This window comes from Acinetobacter lwoffii (assembly GCF_019343495.1).
Classification (GTDB): domain Bacteria; phylum Pseudomonadota; class Gammaproteobacteria; order Pseudomonadales; family Moraxellaceae; genus Acinetobacter; species Acinetobacter lwoffii_P.
The window spans coordinates 712,134-734,715 of record NZ_CP072549.1 but is presented as its reverse complement, the minus strand read 5'-3'; the positions used below and the strand labels follow the sequence as shown (position 1 = coordinate 734,715).

Below are 22,582 nucleotides of genomic sequence, written 5' to 3'. Positions count from 1 at the left end.
TTGGCGATTTGATTTTACTACTTCGCTATTTTTTTAAGCTAAAAGTGTCAACACACCCTAATTAAAATTTAAATGACACACCGGCATAAGTAGAAAAACCTTCACCTGGCGAAGATCGCGCTACATCAGCGCCTTGATCATTTAAACCAGGAATCACGACCGCAGCATATTTTTCATCGGTGATATTTTTAAAGTTGATCCAAGTTTTCCATGATTGATGTTCTGGTGCATAACCCAAGTCAATGCCCCAGATCTGATAGTCGTCACTGAATCGGCTATTGGCATAATCATGTGCCATTTTGGATGCATATTCGGTATTCAAACCAATATAGAGGCCATTATTCAAGGCATAACTTAGTTGAGCCTGATACAGATGTTTAGGGATTCCTGGCAACTGGTTCTTGCCAAACAATGGATCATTTTTGTACTGGAAATCGCTAAGGGTATAAGCCTGTTGCAGACGCAGTTCGCCATATTGGGATTCATGCAATGGCGTATCTAGACTTAGCTCCACCCCTTGATGAATCGTTGGCGTGGCATTCGATTCAACAGCAATTGGCTCTGAAGGTCGATTCGATCCATCTTCATAGGTTTTAATCATTTCAGAGGTTAACAATTCATTTTTCACTTTGGAATAATAATAACTCAGTGCCCAATCTCCAAAGCCTGATTGTCCACGTCCACCCAGTTCAAAGCTATTGGCGGTTTGCGTGTCCAAATAGATTGGCGCGCGCACCCGGCCAGAAGCGACACCACTGTCAAAATAATACGGTGAAGACCAAGCCATCGCCCAAGGATGTGCTGGCTCAATGCTGCGGCTTAAATTGGCAAACCATTGCACAGACTCATTCGGCTGATAGGTCAAACCAAGTCGTGGTGCAAAATTCCATTCATAACGGCTGACTTCAGGACTCGCCACAGGATAAGTTACTTCACTTTCCCGATGGGTATACACCGCTGCCAGTCCCAAATTTAATTTGAACTGATCATTTAATGTGGTTTCCTGATCAAATTGCAGGACGTTGTCTGAACCGCGATAGGTATAACGGCGGGTAACGGTATCTGCCGGATACAAAGTTCCATCAATAGTCGTATCACGTCGGATGGTTTCCGTTACACCACTGTCCGGACGATGAGTCGTGCTGCGCAAGGCAATACGCCCCTGATGCTCCAGACCTAGAAACTGGTAAGGTTTTTCATACTGGAAGCGCGCTGTAATATCTTCATAATCGACATTGGTACGATAACTGCTTTCACGTAAATCCAGCGGATAATGATGATAAGCCAGACTGCCAGTCAGTTTTGCATCATCCTGTAAATTCCAGGTCGTGGTATTGGCCAGCCAAGTACTGCCCGGCTGAATCCGTTTGGCATCTACCGCTAAATTAAAGCTATTCGCTGCTTCAGGATCATTTTTGAGCTGTTCTTGTGTAATCCGTCCTGGAGTTAAATGCTTGCTCTCACGGTAACGAGCATAAAAACGGGTTTCGATATCCGGACTGATCTGATAGCCCAAATTAAAAGCCAGACCCTTACCATCGCCTTCAGCATGATCCTGAATTCCATCAAACTGGGTACTCGTCAGCGCCAGATAATAATCCATCTGATCCAGCTTTCGGCCGGTACTAAACTGATATTTTTGATAACCATGGCTGCCCATTTCATATTTGAGTTCAGAGCCATCCTGATCTGCGCCGGTCTTGGTTCTATAGTTGATTGTTCCACCTAAGGCCAGTCCGCCTTGCTTAAAGCCATTGGCTCCGCGATAAACCCCGACATGATTAATCCACCAGGGTTCTAGCAGTTCATACGCTGTACCGCCCGGCCCGGTAAATGGAATATCGTCAATCAGGACGTGCGTACCGGATGCGTGTGCACCTGAAGTCCGGTTGATTCCTGAGCCACGGATCGATATTTTTGCACCTTCATTCCCTGCAGACTGGGCATAAATTCCTGGCTGTAAACGGAACACATCGGCTGTGGTTGCAAGTCGCTGCTGTTCTAATTGCGGCTCACCAATGAAATTCGTTCCTCCTGAAACCTGAGCCAGCTCTTTCTGATATTGCTGCTGCGGATTGGCATTTTGCTCAGCGCTGATCACAATAGTATTCAGCTGTTGAACATTGTCCGGTTCTACGGCAGTTTCAGCATAAAGATGACCTGAGACAATCGACAGAATCATGAGGCTCAGCGAGCTTTTCTTAAGAGGAATTTTTGTCATGTGCATGGCGAGTTTATACAGTCCTGTATAAGTGATTCCGTTTTATGAAAGGAAATCAGTTTAAAATTTATGCTGTAGCATAGATCAACATTGTTATTTTCAGGAGTTATTTTCTGCCAAAAAATTGACTGATCAGCGTATGTTTTTTCATTTTATTTAATCTTTTTATTAAAAATCAACTTGCAAGATCAAAACCACATCCTCACAAGTTCCAAGAACTTAATTTTTAAGTAACTGATATTTAATAATATGTAATTTAATTCTGCACAGATGTATTTCCACCTGGCAAAATGTGATAAGTAGAAAAATTTATAATCGACCAAACCAGTTCTTTAATTTCGAAAGTTGGCCGAAGTTGTATATTTTCTGATTTAAAGTAGACAAGATTAACCTCATCACCTTATAGAAAAATTGAAATCCTTGAGAGAAAAACAATCAATTTTTAAAAATCCTGACGATGCAGGATTTTTAAAAATAACGGACTAAATATATTTAACTATTCGCAAATTAGCTGTAATAGACCTGTCTTTTCTTGGAAAACCGATCCAGCTGTTTCAAGAAGCCTTCAAAATAATCTTTCTGTTTTTCTTCTGTGCGATAGCCGGCGTATAAAGTTCGACGTAAGCCTTCAGGCGCCACACAGTCGAGGCGGCGTGAAGTGACCCAACCTTTCTGCTCATATTCATTTACCACCCAATCAGGTAATGCACCAATCCCGCGACCACTTGCCACCAGCTGAATCAGCATTTGGGTCAAGTCGGTGGTACGAATGGCTTTTGGTAGAATATTAGCGGGAATAAACAAACGCGACATGATGTCCAAACGGTGTTTATCCACCGGATAAGTCACCAGCGTTTCTTCAGCAAGTTCCTGAACAGTAATCTCTTTCACACGTACCAGTGGATGAGTGTTGGATAAAACCAAGCGTGATTCGTATTCAAAAATCGAAAAATATTCAATGCCTTTAAGCGCAATCGGATCAGCCGTAATCAGCAGATCAAACTCTCCAGTTTGCAATAATTCATGCGGATTCGATTCAAAACCTGAGGCAAAATCCAGGTCTACATCCGGATATTGCATCCGGTATTGATTGAGTAGTGGCATCAACCAGTCAAAACAGCTATGACATTCAGAGGAGAAAACTATTCGCCCGGTCTGGCCATGCACAATACGGCTGATATCGCTCTGTGCAATTTGAACTTGCGGTAATATTTCATCTGCCAGTTTTAACAACCGCTCCCCAACATTTGAAAAACTTACGGGACGACTACGCCGATTCACTACTTCAACCCCGAACCATTGGTCGAGTTCACGTAGCTGATGTGATAAGGCTGATGGGGTTAAACATAAATCACTTGCTGCTGCAACCAGAGAACCATGCTCCCGCAGAGCAGTTAAAGTTCTTAAATGGCGGAGTTCTATCATGGAAAATACCGGAAATTTCAAAAGAAGGATGACACTTAATTTGTCTTAAGCATAACCCATTTCTCTTATTTTATTTAGTTTTTCTCATTTTTAAATCATAATAATGAGATATATTCACCTATTGGGTTTATAGGTTCGAATTGCTATTCCCTTAATTTTTATTAATTTTATTTTATTGATTAGGGTCTGTTGACATTTACTGTTCATAATTAACCCTATAAAGGTAGCCATAAAAATATACAGGCTAAAGCAACAGAACTTTGATAATTTCTTTTGAGCTTGTCATATCGAGTAGCTATTCCTCTAAATTGCTTTAATCTACAAAACATATTTTCAACTAAATGCCTGATTTTATATAAATACCAGTCCATATGGTCATTGTTCGATTGGCTATTTGTTTTCTTTGGTATATTCGCTTTAGTCCCTGTTTTCCTGATCTGTTCACGCAGTGGTTCTGAATCATAGCCTTTATCTGCACATACCACTTTTGTCTCTTTTAAATCTAATGTTGATATTAAATCAGGTGCAACTTTAACATCATGTGTGGTTCCATCGGTAATCACGAAATCAATAGGATTGCCATGTGCATCAACAATCAAATGTATTTTTGAGGAGTTTCCTCCTACACTTTTAGAAATAGATTGATTCGCTATGCCGGCAGAATGTTGATGAGCACGTACATGAGAGCCATCAATAAAAATCCACTCCATATCGGGGCATGAGGCTAGTAATTTGAATAATCTAAGTAACTTACCGCTGCTTGACCAACGATTAAAACGTTTGAAAATAGAGTTTGAATGACCAAAACAACAAGGAATATCTCGCCACGGACAGCCTGTTCTAATTCTATAGAGAATAGCTTCAATAAAATTGCGTAAATTTGAGTTGTGGTGAATGGATAAATTACGCAGAATAACTTTCAACTTTTGCCAGTGTTGATCTGTCAGCATGGTACGAGGCATAGCGAATAGTAAAATTGGGTTTGGCGATTTGATTTTACTACTTCGCTATTTTTTTAAGCTAAAAGTGTCAACACACCCTAAATTAATTTTATTAAATTGGTCTATAAAATAGCGCTTAAATTTACAGCAGCAACAAGATAGAAAACTAACTCCGGTATAAAAGTCACAGAATAATTTTGCTGCATTCATACAATAAAAATTAGAAAGTATTTTAGAGGATGAAAGACTATGTCCAATCCAACCGACCGAAATGATGATGAACTCACTGAAGAGCAACTTGATCCGCAAGAAAAACAGGATCGCGAGATCCAGCGAGGTCAATTAGGTCTTCATGATCCACAGCGACAACGTGATCAACTGCGTCAGGAAAGACAGGACGAAGAACAGAATCAATAAATTTTTCAAGGATTCAAAAATACAAAAACTCCCCGTTCTTAAAAATGGATGGGGAGTTTTTTTTCAGTATTAAAAAGTTAGGGACTAGTTTTCGCATCACAACATCTTATACATCTGATCTAACCTGAACAGCTCACCTTCTTGGATGAGTGCTGTTTTACTATTTCGCTTCTGTAGAGGCTTTTGCTTGTAGTGGCTGCGCCTGTGTTTCTGCCGTTTTTTTCTTGGCCTGAATTTGTGCCGCTATTTCCTGATTTTTCTCAGCAAAACGCAAGCCACCATCTCCGGCGAGACTTGTTTGGCTCATCACCATGCTGCTGCCCAAGATTAAAATCAGCTTAAAAAATTGAATTTTCATGTCTCATCTGCCTTTTTATTCTAATGGTATTAAAAATAAGCAATTATTATTCCAATGTTTTTATGCTTATTTAGATTTTAACTGCACTTGCTATTTTATAGGGATAATCTTCAAAAATACAAAGTCAATCATCGTAAAAATATAAAAATCTGCAATAAGAATAAATAGATATTTTGACTACATCTCAACTTAAATCACTATTGATTTTTTATTTAAATCAAAAAAATCGTTCAACAGCTTATTTGGATTATTTTCATTGGCTAAAATACAGTGCAAATACCCAGAGCAATAACAAAAACAGAATCGCTGTGCAGGATTTCCAGAAAGTGACTGGATGCTTTTCAAGCATAGGGCGTGAAACTGATTTTTTAAATTTGAGATCTGGGTGTTTCAGATCATATATAAAGGCTGAAAGTGCTTCATAGCGCTGCTCCGAGCGAATGGAAAGCGCTTTTTTAAAGATGGCGTCCAAGCCATGCGGCAGATCCGGTCGATACTCATAGAGTGGATGATATCGAACCTGCTTTAAGGCCTTTTCGGTCTTGCAGCGCGCGAGGTCCGTCCCATAAGGCAACTGTCGGGTTAATAAATAATAACTCATCACCGCCAGCGAGAACTGATCTGATTTTACTGAGGGTGAACGTCCAATAAAATACTCAGGTGCCATAAAGGCCAAGGTTCCCAAAGGAACATCTGCGTGTTTGGGATTCAGTTCAACCAGACCTCTGACCGCAGTCGATCCATAATCAATCAGTTTCACTTTCAAGGTATCGGCTGGTTCGAGCAGCATGACATTTTCTGGTCGTACATCCTGGTGCAGCATTTCAAGACGGTGCATGGCATTCAATGCTTTGGCCACCTGCTCAATGATCGGAAGCAACTGCTGTAAAGTTAAAGCAGTTTTATGACGGTGCAGCCATCGGTTTAGGCTTTCCCCTTGTAAATATTCATAACTTTGAAATAAAAACTTCTTGCTGCCCTTATGTGGATAGCATTGCAGCAGATTTTCATGTTTTAAGCGTTTCGATACCCAGTCTTCCAGCTGAAATTGTTCCATCGCTTGCAGGTCATCCTGCACATCGACAGACAAGGTTTTAATGACCAGCTGATTTTGTGTTGCTTCATCATGCGCCAAATAGAGGCTGCTGCGATGATTTTGGTGCAGGATTTTATCAATTCGATAACCTTCAAACAGGTCGCCATGACTCAGCTGTTGCGGAAATAAAACATGACTCTTGATATGAAAGGATTCCTCATCAGGCAACTGTTCCACTTTAATGATTTGAATGGTGAGATTATCATCACTACCCCGCTTTAAGGCCAGTTCGACTATAGACTTGGCAATGATATCCAGATGTTGTTGCTGTTGCAGCATCTCCGATATGAGCTGCATATCAATAAACTCATAGACACCATCCGTCATCAAGATAAAGAAATCATCTTCACATAATTCAAGCTGCTGATAATCGACATCGATACGATGGTCGGCACCCAGTGCACGACTTAAATAATGTTCTGTTGATGACAGGCAAACGCGGTGATCAGCCGTCAACTGTTCAATGGCTTGTGTCTGAATGCGATAAATCCGGCTATCGCCTGCATGAAAGATATGTGCCCTATTTTGTTTCAAAATCAGTACACTAAAGGTGCAGATATAACCCCGGTCTTTATCAAAACGTCCGCGGCTTTGCTGGGTTTGTGCATACAACCAGGAATTGGTCGCACGAATGACCCGTGCTGCCGAAGTTTGGGTGCTCCATGCTTCCGAAGTCGAGTAATAATCCGATAAAAAACTGCTGACTGCAGTTTCTGCTGCAATATGACTGACATTGCTGCTGCTGATCCCGTCTGCTATTGCACAGGCAATGCCCTTACTGCTAAGCGCGTGACCTTCAGGAATATAGACCCCATGGAAATCCTGATTCTGTGCTTTGATTCCAGTGGAAGAATATTGCCCGACACTGATCTTTAATTTTTTATTCATTTTAAATACTCAAAAAGGGATCGAATTGATCCCTTTAATCTCAAGACATAAATCATCATGCTCAGATTAGAATTCTTTTTTATCGCCAGTACGTACATGCGTGGTATAGAGCGCCAGACCTGTCAGTGCCAAACCGCCCACCAGATTCCCCAGTGCCACTGGTAATTCATTCCACAAGAAATAGTCTGTAATCGAGAAATCACCGCCCATCATCATGGCAAATGGGAAGAGGAACATATTTACTACTGAATGCTCAAAGCCCATGGCGAAAAACAGCATGATTGGCATCCACATCGCGATGAATTTGCCACTGACCGTGGTTGACATCATGGCACCAATTACACCGAGTGATACCATCCAGTTACATAGCATGCCGCGGATAAAAATTGTCATCCAGCCAGCAAAACCATATTCGGCATAGCCCAAAGTCCGGTCTTCCCCAATATGGGCAATTTTCACCCCAACCGCATTCGGTTCAGCGGCGAAACCCATGGTATAGACCGCGGCCATCAACACGGCCACGGTTAAACATCCGGCAAAGTTACCTAAAAAAACCAGTCCCCAGTTTTTTAAAATACGGGTCCACGTTACCCCAGGACGTTTGTCTAACCAGGCTAATGGAGTCAATACAAATACCCCGGTCAGCAGGTCATAGCCCAATAGATACAACATGCAGAAACCGACTGGAAATAGCAGCGCACCGATCAGCGGCACCCCTGTTTGTACCGCAATCGTCACGGCAAATACTGCTGCCAGCGCCAGAATTGCGCCTGCCATAAACGCACGGATTAAAACATCGCGCGTTGCCATATGAAGTTTTGCCTCACCGGCATCGACCACTTTTTTTGCAAACTCTGCAGGAGCAAGATAAGCCATATTTTTATCCCCTTTATATAAATTACTTACCTGTTTGCAAATAAAAAACGCCTAAGGTCTATTTCAACCTTAGGCGTCTTTGCCTTGTATTATTCAAACAGATCAATCGTGTCATGGCGCCGTTGCCATATTTAATATAGATTAAAGCAAATAGCATGCCATATATTTTAAATGTCTAATGAAAATCATATAAATTATTTTAAAATTTCATCCTTATAATTATATTGGCACAATCTCTGCATTATCTATAGCGGTCATTTTTTAAATATAGCTATTGGAGAAGATTATGATTAGCCATCGTCAACAAGTGACAGACATGATTATTTCAGCGAAAGTTTTAAAGTCTATCAAATGGGCAGATGTCGCTGAAACAATAGGCCTTTCTAAAGAATGGGTGACAGCCGCATGTTTGGGTCAGATGGCTTTTAATAAAGAACAGGCAGAAAAAATTGGTGAAATATTTGGATTGACTGATGAAGCCATCGCCTGGCTGCAAATCGTACCCTATAAAGGTTCTCTGCCAACTAGCGTGCCGACAGATCCGCTGATTTATCGCTGGTATGAGGTTGTCAACGTCTATGGTATGACTATTAAAGAACTGATCCATGAAGAATTTGGTGATGGAATTATGAGTGCAATTGATTTCAATATGGATATTCAACGTGAGAATAATCCAAACGGAGATCGGGTGAACGTCGTATTATCCGGAAAGTTTTTACCTTACAAAACCTATTAATTTATCATTCTAAAAATAAAAGCCATTTTGAAAATGGCTTTTATTTTATCTGCACTTATTAAATTCATTTATTTTTTTAAAAATCATTATTAAAATATATATAATTTTTTCATCTCAAATTAAACATATAAACTATAAATGATTTTACTTTTATTCGATAAATTCAACCATTCTGTACTTTTTAAATAATATTTTCCTATCCTGAATATATAGCTCATCATTTTATTATTGCGTTAGCAAAAACAACAAAAAGGATATTGCTATCCTTTTTGTCAATTCATTTTATATCAGGGCGTGTTGTGTTATTGCTGTACTTCCGCCAGATGACGTTCAGTCACGGCCTGTTCATATAAACGCTGTTCTTTTTCTTTATGCTCGACAGAGAAACGGATCATCAACACACAACTTGCAGCAATCACCACCAAGCCACCCAGTACCATCAAAGTGGTTTGAATATCCAGCATGCCTTTTAACAGGAAACCCGCAGCCACCGCGCCGACATTGCCACCTGCTCCAATAATACCGGCCACACCACCCAAGGCATCACGGTCGATAAAAGGCACTAGTGCATAGGTAGCCCCACATGCCATATGAGTAAACAAGGCAAAGATGGTCATTGCCATGATCGCCAAGGTTGCGCTGTTCATTTGCGAGAATAGAATAAGAAACAGACCTTCCAGCATGATCAAGGCAAATAGGACTTTGGTTCGGCCATCTAGACCTTTTTGAATCGCAACTTTGTCTGAAACAATACCGCCTAAGGCGCGGGCAAACAATGCCAGTAAACCAAAAATCCCGGCAGCCATCCCCGCTTCTTTTAGACCGAACTGGAAATTGTCGACAAAGTACAAGGCAATAATATTATGGATGAAAATTTCAATACCAAAACAGGCTGCATAAGCGCCAAACAGAATCCACACACGGTAGTTACGTGCGGCATGCATTAAGATGGCAAGGCCGCCTTTTTTATCGCTACCGACAGAAATACCTTGAGCACGGAGTTCTTTAAAATTACCTTGTGGACAGTCTTGGGTGAATTTCCAGTACAGTACACCGACAATGATCATCAGAATACCTGGAACCAGAAGCGCAATTCTCCAACCCATTGCCTGTTCTACACCGAACATCACCAAAGCAGCCAGCATTAACGGCATCAGGGCTTGAGTCGCACCGCCACCGGCATTACCCCAGCCTGCTGTAGTCGCATTTGCCGTTCCCACCACATTTGGCGCAAACATAATACTGGTATGATATTGGGTAATGACAAAACTGGCACCAATTGCGCCAATCAATAAACGGAAAAACAAGAAAAATTCATAGCTGTTGGCCGAGGCCACACCAAACACCGGAATACTGCCAATAATCAGTAAGGCAGTATAGGTTTTACGCGGACCGTATTTATCACACAATGGCCCCACGATCAGACGCACCAGAATTGTAATAGCGACTGCGGCAATATTGATATTGGCGATCTGCTCTTTGGTCAGGCTGAATTCACCGGCAATCACTGGCATTAACGGTGCACAGGCAAACCACGCAAAGAAACAGACAAAAAAAGCGAGCCAACTCATATGGAAGGCCCGCATCGCTGAACTACTGAAGTTAAATAGACTTATTTTTGTTGCTTTATTGAGACTTGTATTTGAAGACATAGCCATTTCCTTACCAGAACTGAACGTATTTAAGTCACTGTGATGCCGAGGCATATCAGTAACGATCAGAACGGACGTCATTGGCCGTCATACAAATGTAGAGTCTTCTTTGACTTTAATCAGATATATGCACAGGTCATGCCAGATTAATTTTAAAATAAAATAAGATATTGTTTTATATTAACTAATTTATATTCAAGCTCTTAAATTAGATGTTTCTTTCTTAAAAATAGAGAAAAAATAGATATCTTCTGAGGCATTATGAGCAAAACAGCGAGAGGATGACCTGCTCGGAGTCATGGCTGGTTTAAATCGGTGCAGTGCTGGATCAAATAATTTTTCCCTTTTCAAAATGCAGCAGCTGCGCCTGTAAATACGCCACTTCATCTACATGATGGGTCACATAGATCATGGGTAAATCTGTTTGATGAAGCACAATTTTCAGAAAGGGTAAAATCTGGTTTTTCAGCTTTTGATCCAGTCCATTTAAAGGCTCATCCAAAAGTAATAGGTCGGGAGAAGATAAAAGTGCACGACCGATAGAAACGCGCTGTGCCTGTCCACCAGAAAGCTGATGCGCCCGATACCGAAGCAGTGGCTTTAATTCAAGTAGCTCAACGATATCTTCGAAAAGAAATTTTTGCTTACCTTTATTTTTTATGTTTAGCTGTTCTGCATATTTTAAATTCTGCATGACATTCAGATGCGGAAACAGTAGGGCTTGCTGAAAAATCAGGGCAATTTTTCTCTGATGAACAGGAATATTCAGTTTCTGCTGATGATCAAATAATATTTTTTGCTGAAAATGAATAAAGCCTTGTGATGGTTTTAATAGCCCTGCAATGTTTTTTAAAAAAGTGCTTTTTCCACTTCCCGAGGCCCCCACAATACCAATCAATTGTGTCTGCATATCCAGATTGGCCTGTAGCTGGAAATTTGCGTAATTAAACTGAAAATCACACTTCAGCATCTTAAGCCTCCAATTTACGTTGATACTTCTGCATGATCCAGTAATTTGCAATCAAGGCTGAAAAAGCCAGAATCAGAGATAAAATGACCAGACGCATGGCCATGCTTTCTCCATCAGGCTGCTGTAACAGGCTATAAATGGCGATAGGAATCGTGCGGGTTTCCTCGGGAATATTACCGACAAAGGTAATGGTGGCACCAAATTCTCCCAGACTGCGGCTGAAACATAAAATGCTGCCGATTAAAATTCCAGGCAAAGCCAGAGGCAGGCTAATGCTACAGAACACCCGCCATGGTGCAGCGCCCAGAGATCCTGCCACCTGTTCTAACTGCCGGTTGATCATTTGAAAAGACAAGCGAATGGGTTGAACCATTAAAGGAAATGCCACAATCATTGCTGCCAGTACCGCACCTTTCCAGTTAAATATCAGCTGAATTCCCCATGCATGCAGATATTGCCCTAACATCCCCTGATGACCAAACAGCAGGAGCAGAAGATACCCCAGTACCACCGGCGGTAGCACCATGGGCATCTGCAATATCGCCTCTACAAGAAATTTGGCCCTGAATTCATAACGCGCCAGTAACCATGCTACGGCGATAGCAAATGGCAGACACACCGCTGTGGCAAAGCCCGCTACTTTGGCTGAAAGCGCTAAGGCACTCAGTTCTTCTGGTGTAAGCATGAGCAGTTAGCCTACCTTAAGCTTAAAGCCATATTTCTGGAAAATCTGTCTGGCCTGTGCGCTCGTCTGGATAAATTCAGAAAATTGGACTGCTGCCTGATTTTTCTGGCCTTGCCGGGTTAAAGCAATCGGATACACAATCGGACGATGTGTACTGGCTGGAAACACTCCCGAAATTTTAACTTTTTTACTCATCAAGGCATCAGTTCTATATACAATGCCGACCTGACATTCGCCACGTTCTACAAATGCGAGAGTTGAACGGACGCTATCCGTCCCAACTACTCTGCCCCGAAGCGGTTTCAACCAGCCCAGCCGGGTTAAGCTTTGCTGGGCATATTTTCCAGCAGGTACCGATTCCATTTGTCCGGTACATAGATAGCCTTGAAAGGCTTTAGCAAAATTAAAGTCGGCTGACATTTTAAAATTATTTTTTTGCTGGATAGGACTAATCAATACCAGCTCATTAAACAGAACAGGTTTACTCTGCCCCACCTGGATTTTTTGTTTCTCGATCAGATCATTCATCCAGTCCAGGTCTGCAGAGAAAAATAGATCACTGCTGGCTCCCGCCGCAATTTGTTTCGCCAATACCGAAGACGCAGCAAAAACCGGAACGATCTGGATGTCCCGATGCTGTTGCTCATATAATCTGGAAATATCAGTAAGCGCATTGGTCAGGCTGGCCGCAGCATAGACTTTGACTGTCTCGGCATGCAGCATTGTGCTGCTCAGCAGCATAGAGGTCAGTAGAATTTTAGATACATTCATCTGTCTACTTCTGCGTAGTTCGAATATTGAAAATTGCGACAGGCATTTCAAATCAGCAAACCCTGTACCACTTGCCCGGCTTGGATTTCTGTTCCGGCCGGAATACGCACCAGACAGTTGGCCTGCATCAGATTACTCAACATATGCGACTGCTGTTTTGCCAGGCTTTTGAGCTTTAAAGTGCCCTGATCAAATTCGGCAGTCATTCTTAAAAATCGTTCGCGTGCATCTGCTTTCAAATCATGCGTCATCACCGCACTGAGCCATGCAGGTGACTGCTTTTGCCCTTGTAAGGCATTCAGTAAAGTTGCCGTATAGATTTGCATCCCGACATAAACGGCAGCCGGATTCCCCGGTAAGCCCAAGAGATAACAGTAATCTTGATCATCTCGACGATACTTGGCAAATAACATCGGTTTTCCAGGCTTCTGCTTCACTTTCCAGAAAATCTGCTCAAAACCCTGCTCCAGGGCAACAGGACGAATGAAATCATAATCACCCACCGAAACCCCGCCTGTGGTCAAGATGACATCATATTGGTGTTTGAGTCGGTTCAGTAATAATTGCAGTTCGGACTCACAATCGGGCACATACAGAATATCTACGTTTTGACCCTGTGACTGAAACCAGGCCTGAATCAGCGGAGCATTGGCGTCAAAGATTTTTCCGGAATTCAGGTCTTCAATGCTGGAAGCCACTTCATCTCCAGTAATCACAACGGCAATTTTAGGATAACGATAGACTGAAACCTGCTTTACGCCTGCCATACTTAAAGCTGCAATTGCACCTACATGCAGTTTTTGTCCTACATCTGCCAGACGTTGTCCTTGTGCGATTTCCTCGCCTGCGTCACGTATATCCGTATGAGGTTTTAGGTCTGTTGTGATGATGATTTGATTGGCATGGCATTCGACAATTTCCTGACGGGCGACTGTTGTAGTTCCTGCCGGAATCCTGGCACCGGTAAAAATCCGAACCGCCTGACCTGGACGCAGTTCAATTTCAGTACTTTGCCCTGCCCGAATCTCTCCAATGAGTTCAAAAGTGCTGTGAGCACTAACATTTTCTGCACTACAAAGCGCATAGCCATCTAAAGCACTTTGTGAAAACAGCGGCAATGGAATGGCCGAATCAATCGCTTTTGCCAGATAGCGATTCAGAGTCTGAGCAAGCGGCAGGCTTTCAGTTGCCAGAATATGCGTCTGCTCAAGTATCATCTGCAGTGCCTGATCAACAGAAATCAGTCCCGGCTCAGCACCGCAGGCTGAATACGATAGTGCCTGATTCATTGATAACCTCCCGCATGTGGGATATTTTTTTGCACATCAAACAAGTGCACCAAAGCCGGAAGTACCGCGATCAGAGATTCTTTCGCACCCTGACGACTTCCCGGCAGGGTCATCACCAAACTGTTCTCAATATAGCCAGCCACGCCACGGCTTAATGCCGCATAAGGGGTACGTTTCTGTCCAAAACTACGTGAAGCTTCCATCAAGCCGGGAATTTCCCGTTGCAGCAAAGGTTGCAGGGTTTCGACTGTCAGGTCTTTAGGACCCAAGCCAGTGCCCCCCACAGTTAGAATCAGCGGATACTGATTTTTCTGCTGTTCAATCAGGGTCAAGAGCTGTTCTGGGCTATCGGGAATGACCTGATAACTAATAGAATCAAAATTGGCTTCTTTTAAAATTTCCAGTACGTTTTGTCCGGCAGTGTCCGGCTTTTTGCCGGCTGCAACCGTATCGGACAGTACAATAACTGAAGCGGACAGACTCTCTTTAAGTACGCGGGTAAAATGTGATTTTCCACCTTTTTTCTGCTGCAACCTGCATTGATCCAGCGACAAATCTTCCGGTTCACAATGCGGCTTCAGCATGTCATATAAGGTCAGACCTGCCAGACTGACCGCTGTCAAAGCTTCCATTTCCACACCGGTGGGTCCAATGGTTTCAACGGTAGCAATAATTTCGACATGCGCATCACACAGTTCATATTCCACATCGGCACGATAAATCGGCAATGGATGGCATAAGGGAATCAGCTCATCGGTCCGTTTGGCACCCAGAATGCCGGCAATGCGTGCTGTCTTCAGGGCATCCCCTTTTTCAGTATTGCCATTACGCAGCAACTCAACGCAATGTGGCGGTGCATGCAGGATTCCAGTGGCAATTGCTGTACGATAACTTTCTGCTTTCATCCCTACATTTTTCATGATTCATCCCAGGCTAATTTTAAAATCTGTTTTAAAGTGATTCATCTTATGCATCCTCATTAGACGCATTTAATTAGATGGTGATTGGCAAGCGTGTGGTGCTACATGGTGATGGTGACAATGCGCATCTTCTGCATGATGAGAGTGATCCGTTTCAGGTCTATGATCTTTTCGGATACAACAGCCCTCTACATACTGGCTGCTACCATCCATATAAAACTCTTCTTTCCAGACCGGAACCTCATGCTTCACCCTTTCCACAGCTTCCTCACAGGCCGCAAAAGCCTCACGACGATGGGCGGCATAAGCCATAGCAATAATGGCTGTTTCTCCAATCCCCAACTCACCAATCCGATGCACCACCCGCACATAAGACACCTCGTATTTGGTCTGAATCTGCTGTTCAATTTCACGAATCATTTTTTCAGCCACAGGTGCATAGGCGGTATATTTCAGGGCACGCACAGCTTTCCCCTGATGATGATTACGTACTGTTCCGACAAAGATGCCGATTCCACCACATTCCGGAAAGTGCTGAATACCATCAAAATCCTCCAGCCTAAAAGCAGTCTGCTGGATTCGGGCAAATTGTTTTAATGGTTTGAGTTGCATCTCAGCCTCCTGTTACCGGCGCTAACAGCACTAGCGTACTGTCCCGATTTAAAATGTTCTGTCTGGAAATAATGTCTTCACCGATTGCACAGGCGCAGCGTTCCAGCATGGGCTGTATATCAGGATAGATTGATAGCAACTGGTTCAGGACTTCAGAAACCTGAATTTCAGACTCGCATTGCAGACTCAAATCTGCGGGGATTTGTCGTTCAATCGCACCGAAGGCTTCTATTTTGATATGAATTAATTTTTGCTGAGTGAGAGACATATTTATCCTCCAATGCGGTGCATACTGATTTTTCGGATCGGCTTTTGTATTGGTGATTGCTGGATCGCATGAAAACCGGCCTCTTTATGCCAGATATAAGCGCGTAGCTTGTGCTGAAGTGTCTGTGTGGCGAAATGATCCAGCGCCAGTTGTTCGATATCTGCCTTAAGGTTGAGGCCTTGTCTGGCAAATAAACAGTTATAAAATTCACCTTGGGCATTTAAACGCAGACGGTCGCAATCGCCACAAAATGAATGGGTAATCGTGGAAATAATCCCCAAAGGCTGCCCATTGACCAGATAACAGCGTGCCGGATTAGCACCTTGACCTTGAGATACCCGGACATCAAATTCGGTTTTCAGTTGATCCAAGATATCTTGCTCACTGATGACATCAGACGGATTCCATTTCTGATCGCCATCGAGGGGCATAAACTCAATAAAACGCAGTTCTACGGCCTGATGCTGTGCCCATTTCACGAGAGGAATAATCTGATTGTCATTGTTGCCTTTGATGAGCACACTATTGATCTTGACGGACAACCCTGCCTGCTGCGCGGCGGCAATGCCTTGAAGTACAGGCTGTAACTGTTTTTGGGTCAGTTGCTGAAACTGCTTTGGATCAAGACTGTCCAGACTGATATTCAGATCGTCTAGTCCTGCCTGTTTAAGCGGCTGGGCATAATCTTTTAAATAATGGCCATTGCTGGTCATGGAAATACGTTTCAGGCCAATAGCTTTCAGCGTCTGTAAGCGGGCAATAAAATGAACAATACCTTGACGCATCAACGGTTCGCCCCCCGTCACCCGGATCTGCTCAATCCCGTGTCGCACCATAAACTCGCAAAAAGCATACAGGGCCTCAAAACTAAGCAAATCTTTTTTGTTCATCCATTCCGGATGTTCAGGCATGCAATAACTGCATTTGAAATTACAACGGTCAGTTACTGATATCCGCAACTTACGTTTCTGGCGTCCAAACTGATCCTGAAAGATACTGCGAGATGCTAAAGCTGTCATGCTGTTCATTGCTGTGGTCCATGATGAGATCTGCATGGTTATTTAACAGTCTTGATTTACTGCCCCATTTCTTCACAATGAATGAGCAATAAGTGTTCCAACTTTGCACAAATTTATTTTTAATGAATGTTAATGGATAATATTTGTTCTTTTTTAGTCCGAAAGTTTGCTCGTAAAATAAAAAAAGCAATATTTTGGTGAGCCAGAATAAAGTGATTCGGCTTTTAGCATTTTAAATGCTAGAGAAAGTTAAGCTGTTGATGCTGCTGTAGCTCATCAAATGAATTAATGCTGTGGAAAAACAGGGCACGATTTTTAAAACTTGCCCGCTGCATGTGCATGTCAGCAAAACAGATTTTTAAACTGTGCTGATCCTGTTCAAGGTGTTGGATAAGAGTGGGTAAGCTGCTGCGTTTCATCAGACAGAATGGAAACAATGCCTTTTCATTGATTTCAACCACCGCCACTTCAGATAAAGGATGTCGTTGCAGGGCCTGATGTAAACGTGAAATGACCTTTTTGGGAATATAGGTCACATCACAGGGTACGAACAGCACATAATCAGATTGTACATGTGACCAGGCACTCTTCATGCCCATCAATGGTCCCTGAAAACCGGGTTCATCGTCCTGATAAAAGTCGATTGAAGGAATCATCCGTTTATAAATGGAGTGATCCCGATGGCTATTGACCCAGACTTTGCTTGCTCGGGACTTCAACTGCTGATGGATTTTAATGAGCTGGATTTCATCATCAAATTTGTGCAGCAATTTATTGATGCCATTCATGCGCCGCGCTAAACCACCGGCCAGAATTACCACATCAGTTTCCGGATAAGATACCGTTTTCATCACTCTTCTTTTCATTCTATGCACTCCGTCTGGCAGGCTTTAATCAGGCCTCTAATTTCTGGCAAACATGAACCGCAATTTCCTCCGGCTTTTAGACATGCAGTCACCTGTTTTTCATGCGTGATATTTTTATCTTTAATGGTTTGAATAATTCGGTTCTTGCCGACTTTAAAACAGCTACAGACCAATGGCCCTTCACTATTTCCCATCGACATGGCCTGACCTGCCAGCAATGCTTTACGATGCAATGCACTCAGACGTTCACGTCTAAACAGGCCTGCCACCCAGTCACGATCTGGCAATAGTGCTGCCGGTGCGATATAAAAACTGGCAATTAACTGGCCATCCTGAAGCACCACACTATGACTGATATGCGCCGTTTGATCTTCAAGATTCAGCCATTCAAAGCTTTCATCATCAAAGGCTAACAGGCTCTTGATCTCCCCGGTGATGTCAGAAAACCTGCGCCGGTCTGCCAGTTCATAACGGATGGCCTGAGTGGTTTGAATTTTGCTCCACCACACCGTCTTTTTAATCATGGTCTGGATCTGCTGTTCAAAGCCTTCCCGTACATACAGCACGCCCCACCACTGAGTATAAAATGGCTGGATCATGACCGGAGTATGCTTAAATTCTGGCTCACCAGAAATCGGATCAACTACCGGATTCACTACTTTGCCAATCCGCGCATCGGACGCAAACTGGTCGTTCCAGTGAATCGGTGCAAAAATCTGGCCACGTCGCATATTTTGTGAAAATTGCACACGGAGTACACAACTTCCCCAAGCAGATTTCACCTCGACCAGCTCGGCATCTTTCAGGCCATATTTCAACGCATCTTGCGGATGCAGCTCACAATAAGGCTCGGCACGATGCTGGGATAAACTGGCAGATAATCCGGTACGGCTCATGGTGTGCCATTGGTCGCGAATGCGTCCGGTATTCAGGATCAGGGGATATTCAGCAAAAATAGCATGTACCGGATCGGCTGCAACTGTCGGCACCAATCTGGCTTTGCCATCTGCATGGCTAAACTGGCCTTGACTAAATAGTTGACTCACCTGATGAACTTCTTGCTTATCCCAGACCGGCCACTGGATCGGTGCCAGATTCTGATATTCAGCAAAACTGAGATGAGTAAAACCTTGCAGGTTGAAATAGCGGAAATTTGGCGTATCTTCACGTTGCGAAAGTGAATTATTCTGATAGGCAGATAAACGGGCATGTTCCAGAAAAATGTCATGGCTAGTGTTAAAGTCAAAACCGCGAAAACCTAAAGCTTTAGCCACCCGGGAAATGGCCCACCAGTCTGCTTTGGCTTTACCCGGAGTCGGCAAAAAAGCCTTTTGCCGGGAAATACGACGCTCCGAATTGGTGACTGTGCCATCTTTTTCGCCCCAACCTAGGGCCGGTAATAGTACATCGGCATATTGCGTGGTATCGGTGTCGAGACAAATATCGGAAACCACCACAAATTCACACTTTTCCAGAGCACGTTTGACCTGATCTGCATCGGGCAAACTCACGATCGGATTGGTGGCCATAATCCAGATGGCCTTGATTTTCCCGCTTTCCACCGCTTGAAATAAATCTACTGCTTTTAATCCGGGCTGCCGCGCGATGACCGGGCTTTGCCAGAAATCCTGCACCAGTTGCTGATGCTGCGGGTTATCCAAATCCAGATGACTGGCCAGCATATTGGCCAGCCCACCGACTTCCCGTCCGCCCATCGCATTCGGTTGTCCGGTCATAGAAAAAGGTGCCGAACCGGGTTTGCCTATTTTTCCTGTCAATAAATGACAGTTGATAATGCTATTGGCCTTGTCTACTCCTTGAGAGGATTGGTTTACACCCATGGAAAACAGGCTCATAATTTTTTCGGTCTGGGCAAATTTCTGAAAAAATAAGGTTAATTTTTCAATAGCAATACCAGTACGCTTTGCCACGCTTTCAAGTGATGACTCTGTCGAGCTGCTGGCAAGTGCCTGCTCCAGACCTTGGGTATGTTGTGTAACAAAATCCAGATCAGTATAGCCATTTTGCTGAAGATACTGTAACAGGCCATTAAACAGCGCGACATCCTGACCCGGTAAAATCGGCAAGTGTAAATCTGCCGCTTCACAGGTTGCGGTAAAGCGGGGATCAATCACCACCACAAATAAATCCCGCTCTTCTTTAGCTTTCATGATGCGCTGATAAAGCACCGGATGGCACCAGGCGGTATTGGAACCGACCAGAACCACCATTTCTGTCTGCTCAAAATCTGTGTAGCTGGCCGGTACCAGGTCTTCGCCGAAAGCCCGTTTATGTGCTGCCACAGCAGATGACATGCACAGCCTTGAATTGGTATCAATATTGGCAGTACCGAGATAGCCTTTTACAAACTTATTCACCACATAATAGTCTTCAGTCAAAAGCTGGCCGGAGACGTAAAAGGCGATGCTGTCACGTCCATACTGATCAATACATTGCTGAAATTTATTGGCAATACTTGAAATGGCATGATCCCAAGTGCTTATTTGCCGCTGCTCTTTTCGCCCTGTCATCGGATGCAGAAGCCGGGTTTTTAAGCCAAGTGTATCGGCAAGATGACTGCCTTTAATACACAACTTGCCCAAGTTCGCCGGATGCTGAACATCGCCTTCAATCTGAACCTTTTCACCCATCGAGGTTTGGCTTACGTGCGCGATGACACCACAGCCTACTCCACAATAAGGACAGGTCGTCTGAGTGGTTTTTATTTGGGATTCAGTAGAGCTATGTAGTTCCATAACCGGAATACTATTCATTGCTGCTGCGCTCCTTAATCATCCAAATTCACTTGTTTCACCAAATCTCTGATATCTAGCTTTTACAGGTTTGATTTAAATTTTTTCTATGTCTCAAAAGCTTTAATCCTCCCCAACCCTCCTTTAATAAAGGAGTGAGGGTCCCCTTTTTTCCAAAGAGGGGTTGAGGGAGATTGATCCGATTACCCTGCCTTTTTTAATGCAAAATCCCGACCAAAAAGCAGTTTGCTGCGGATATTACTAATCGGTGTCTGATCTGCAATCAGTTCTGCATACCAAGCTCCATCTTCGGTATCGCCAAATAGCACCGCACCAATGACCTTGTCCTGCTGGATAATGATCCGTTTATAGATTTGACGTTTTTCATCATTCAGCACGATATCTTCAAAATCATCCTGAGGTTCAAAATTGCCGGCAGAGAAGACATCACATCCGCTAACCTTGAGCTGGGTCGGAACAGTCGGTGCCTTAAAGGTCAGTCGGCCATGTTCAGCCAGATGCGTCGCACAGATAAAGGCCTGTCCCCATAATGGCTCAACCAGTCCAAAGGTCTGACCACGATGCTCAATACATTCACCCACTGCATAAATACTCGGGTCATAGGTTTGCATGGTGTCATTCACCAGCACCCCACGATTGCAGCGCAAGCCAGCCTGTTCAGCCAGAGTTTTATTTGGTCGAATCCCGACGGCAAAGACCACCAAATCGGCATCCAGCACTGTCCCGTCTTTTAAACGCAGTTGAGTCACGTGACCATCCATACCGAGCAGCTCTTCGGTATTGGCTTCGGTGATGATCCGGATACCTTTATCTTCTATTGATTTTTTCAGCATTTGACTGGCTTTCATATCCAGCTGACGATCCATAATACGGTCCATCAGGTGCAGCACAGTCACATTCATTCCCTGCTGCTTCAGTCCATAAGCTGCTTCCAGTCCCAGCAGACCGCCCCCAATCACGACGGCGTTTTGCTTGGTTTTGCAGTAATCCAGCATGCGACTAACATCCTGAATATCCCGGAAGCTAATCACGCCTTCAAGTTCAGCACCTGGAATTGGCGGCATAAAGGGTTTGGAACCGGTCGCGAGGATCAGACGGTCATAAGCAACGACTTCGCCTTTTTGGGTATGAACCTGCTTACGTGAACGGTCGATAGAGCTGGCAGCATCTCCAGCGATGAATCGAATGCCTTTTTCGGCATACCAGTCGGCTGAATGCAGCATAATTTCGGCAAAACTTTTCTCACCAGACAATACCGGTGACAACATGATCCGGTTGTAATTGCCCCACGGCTCTTCCCCAATCACGGTAATGTCATAACGATCTAGTGCCATATCCAGCAAGTCTTCCAGACAGCGCATACCCGCCAGCCCATTCCCGACCAGTACCAGTTTTAAGCGCTCTGTGTTTTGACCATTACTGGAAATATAAGTCTTTTGTGCGGTTGGACTCACCAGAACTTTGCCATTTTCAATTCGGGTTGGAAATACCAGTAATTTCTGGTCTTGTTCTTCCAGACAACGACCGGTCACCAGACTGAAATGCTGCTTGTAAATTGGGGATGCGACTACACGCTCACCTTGCAGATCACCCAGAATGCCACGTGCCATGACATTGGCCAGACTAAACGGATCCTGATTGCTGAGTGCATAAACCCGCTGTTCCTGACCCACGCGAAAAATTGCAATCTGCTGACCTTCAATCAAGGCTGCAACACCGGTATTCGGAGTGATCTCATCCAGATTGCAGACTTCGTACCAGTTCAGTTCGTTCATGTCTTTTAAAATTGTCATTTTCA

Annotated in this window: 19 protein-coding genes and 1 pseudogene; 2 read left to right on the top strand and 18 right to left on the bottom strand. The window is 43.6% G+C overall.

The window, feature by feature from the left end; genetic code table 11:
- Window positions 1–61: 61 nt before the first annotated feature.
- From J7649_RS03470 to J7649_RS03460, 3 genes and pseudogenes are all read right to left on the bottom strand, one after another.
- Window positions 62–2,227: a TonB-dependent receptor family protein gene (locus J7649_RS03470; protein WP_219309396.1), complete on the bottom strand. Its 2,166-nt coding sequence runs from the start codon at window positions 2,225–2,227 to the stop codon at window positions 62–64.
- 501 nt (window positions 2,228–2,728) lie between these two features.
- On the bottom strand, window positions 2,729–3,646 hold the full coding sequence (locus tag J7649_RS03465; RefSeq protein ID WP_219309395.1) for a LysR family transcriptional regulator: 918 nt from the start codon (window positions 3,644–3,646) through the stop codon (window positions 2,729–2,731).
- Between the two features lie 196 nt (window positions 3,647–3,842).
- Window positions 3,843–4,608: pseudogene (locus J7649_RS03460) on the bottom strand (IS5-like element ISAba31 family transposase).
- A gap of 228 nt (window positions 4,609–4,836) precedes the next feature.
- On the opposite strand from J7649_RS03460, the gene J7649_RS03455 reads away from it, so the two are divergent.
- Window positions 4,837–5,004: a hypothetical protein gene (locus J7649_RS03455; RefSeq protein WP_005100295.1), complete on the top strand. Its 168-nt coding sequence runs from the start codon at window positions 4,837–4,839 to the stop codon at window positions 5,002–5,004.
- A gap of 160 nt (window positions 5,005–5,164) precedes the next feature.
- Here the strand turns inward: J7649_RS03455 and J7649_RS03450 are convergent, their stop codons facing one another.
- From J7649_RS03450 to J7649_RS03440, 3 genes are all read right to left on the bottom strand, one after another.
- Window positions 5,165–5,362 (bottom strand): hypothetical protein, encoded by a 198-nt coding sequence (locus J7649_RS03450; RefSeq protein WP_044110922.1) that lies wholly within the window; start codon window positions 5,360–5,362, stop codon window positions 5,165–5,167.
- A gap of 253 nt (window positions 5,363–5,615) precedes the next feature.
- Window positions 5,616–7,346 carry a bifunctional protein-serine/threonine kinase/phosphatase gene (locus J7649_RS03445; RefSeq protein ID WP_219309394.1) on the bottom strand — a complete coding sequence of 577 codons (1,731 nt, stop codon included), beginning with the start codon at window positions 7,344–7,346 and terminating at the stop codon, window positions 5,616–5,618.
- Window positions 7,347–7,412: 66 nt separating this feature from the next.
- On the bottom strand, window positions 7,413–8,222 hold the full coding sequence (locus J7649_RS03440) for a formate/nitrite transporter family protein (RefSeq protein WP_219309393.1): 810 nt from the start codon (window positions 8,220–8,222) through the stop codon (window positions 7,413–7,415).
- A gap of 286 nt (window positions 8,223–8,508) precedes the next feature.
- Here J7649_RS03440 and cynS point away from each other — a divergent pair, with 286 nt between their 5' ends.
- Entirely contained in the window at window positions 8,509–8,958 is a 450-nt protein-coding gene (cynS, locus tag J7649_RS03435) for a cyanase (RefSeq protein ID WP_219309392.1), read from the top strand.
- A gap of 302 nt (window positions 8,959–9,260) precedes the next feature.
- On the opposite strand, the gene J7649_RS03430 is transcribed toward cynS, so the two are convergent.
- From J7649_RS03430 to nirD, 12 genes are all read right to left on the bottom strand, one after another.
- Window positions 9,261–10,610: an MFS transporter gene (locus tag J7649_RS03430; RefSeq protein ID WP_219309391.1), complete on the bottom strand. Its 1,350-nt coding sequence runs from the start codon at window positions 10,608–10,610 to the stop codon at window positions 9,261–9,263.
- A 328-nt stretch (window positions 10,611–10,938) separates the two neighbouring features.
- Window positions 10,939–11,580, bottom strand: coding sequence for an ATP-binding cassette domain-containing protein (locus J7649_RS03425; protein ID WP_219309390.1), 642 nt, complete (start codon window positions 11,578–11,580; stop codon window positions 10,939–10,941).
- A 1-nt stretch (window position 11,581) separates the two neighbouring features.
- Window positions 11,582–12,265 (bottom strand): molybdate ABC transporter permease subunit, encoded by a 684-nt coding sequence (gene modB, locus J7649_RS03420; RefSeq protein ID WP_219309389.1) that lies wholly within the window; start codon window positions 12,263–12,265, stop codon window positions 11,582–11,584.
- A gap of 6 nt (window positions 12,266–12,271) precedes the next feature.
- Complete coding sequence (modA, locus tag J7649_RS03415; protein ID WP_219309387.1) at window positions 12,272–13,036, bottom strand: molybdate ABC transporter substrate-binding protein; 765 nt, start codon at window positions 13,034–13,036, stop codon at window positions 12,272–12,274.
- Window positions 13,037–13,083: 47 nt separating this feature from the next.
- Window positions 13,084–14,325, bottom strand: a complete 1,242-nt coding sequence (locus J7649_RS03410; RefSeq protein ID WP_219309385.1) for a molybdopterin molybdotransferase MoeA — start codon at window positions 14,323–14,325, stop codon at window positions 13,084–13,086.
- Window positions 14,322–15,245: a bifunctional molybdenum cofactor biosynthesis protein MoaC/MoaB gene (moaCB, locus tag J7649_RS03405; protein ID WP_219309382.1), complete on the bottom strand. Its 924-nt coding sequence runs from the start codon at window positions 15,243–15,245 to the stop codon at window positions 14,322–14,324. Before moaCB ends, J7649_RS03410 begins: the two co-directional genes overlap by 4 nt.
- Window positions 15,246–15,314: 69 nt before the next feature.
- Window positions 15,315–15,857, bottom strand: coding sequence for a molybdenum cofactor biosynthesis protein MoaE (locus J7649_RS03400; protein ID WP_219309380.1), 543 nt, complete (start codon window positions 15,855–15,857; stop codon window positions 15,315–15,317).
- A 1-nt stretch (window position 15,858) separates the two neighbouring features.
- Complete coding sequence (locus tag J7649_RS03395) at window positions 15,859–16,125, bottom strand: MoaD/ThiS family protein (protein WP_219309378.1); 267 nt, start codon at window positions 16,123–16,125, stop codon at window positions 15,859–15,861.
- 2 nt (window positions 16,126–16,127) lie between these two features.
- Window positions 16,128–17,153 (bottom strand): GTP 3',8-cyclase MoaA, encoded by a 1,026-nt coding sequence (moaA, locus tag J7649_RS03390; RefSeq protein ID WP_219309376.1) that lies wholly within the window; start codon window positions 17,151–17,153, stop codon window positions 16,128–16,130.
- 230 nt (window positions 17,154–17,383) lie between these two features.
- Window positions 17,384–18,010, bottom strand: coding sequence for a molybdenum cofactor guanylyltransferase (mobA, locus tag J7649_RS03385; protein ID WP_219309374.1), 627 nt, complete (start codon window positions 18,008–18,010; stop codon window positions 17,384–17,386).
- Window positions 18,007–20,784, bottom strand: coding sequence for a nitrate reductase (locus J7649_RS03380; RefSeq protein WP_219309373.1), 2,778 nt, complete (start codon window positions 20,782–20,784; stop codon window positions 18,007–18,009). Before J7649_RS03380 ends, mobA begins: the two co-directional genes overlap by 4 nt.
- 182 nt (window positions 20,785–20,966) lie before the next feature.
- Entirely contained in the window at window positions 20,967–22,577 is a 1,611-nt protein-coding gene (gene nirD, locus J7649_RS03375) for a nitrite reductase small subunit NirD (RefSeq protein ID WP_219309372.1), read from the bottom strand.
- Window positions 22,578–22,582: the final 5 nt, after the last annotated feature.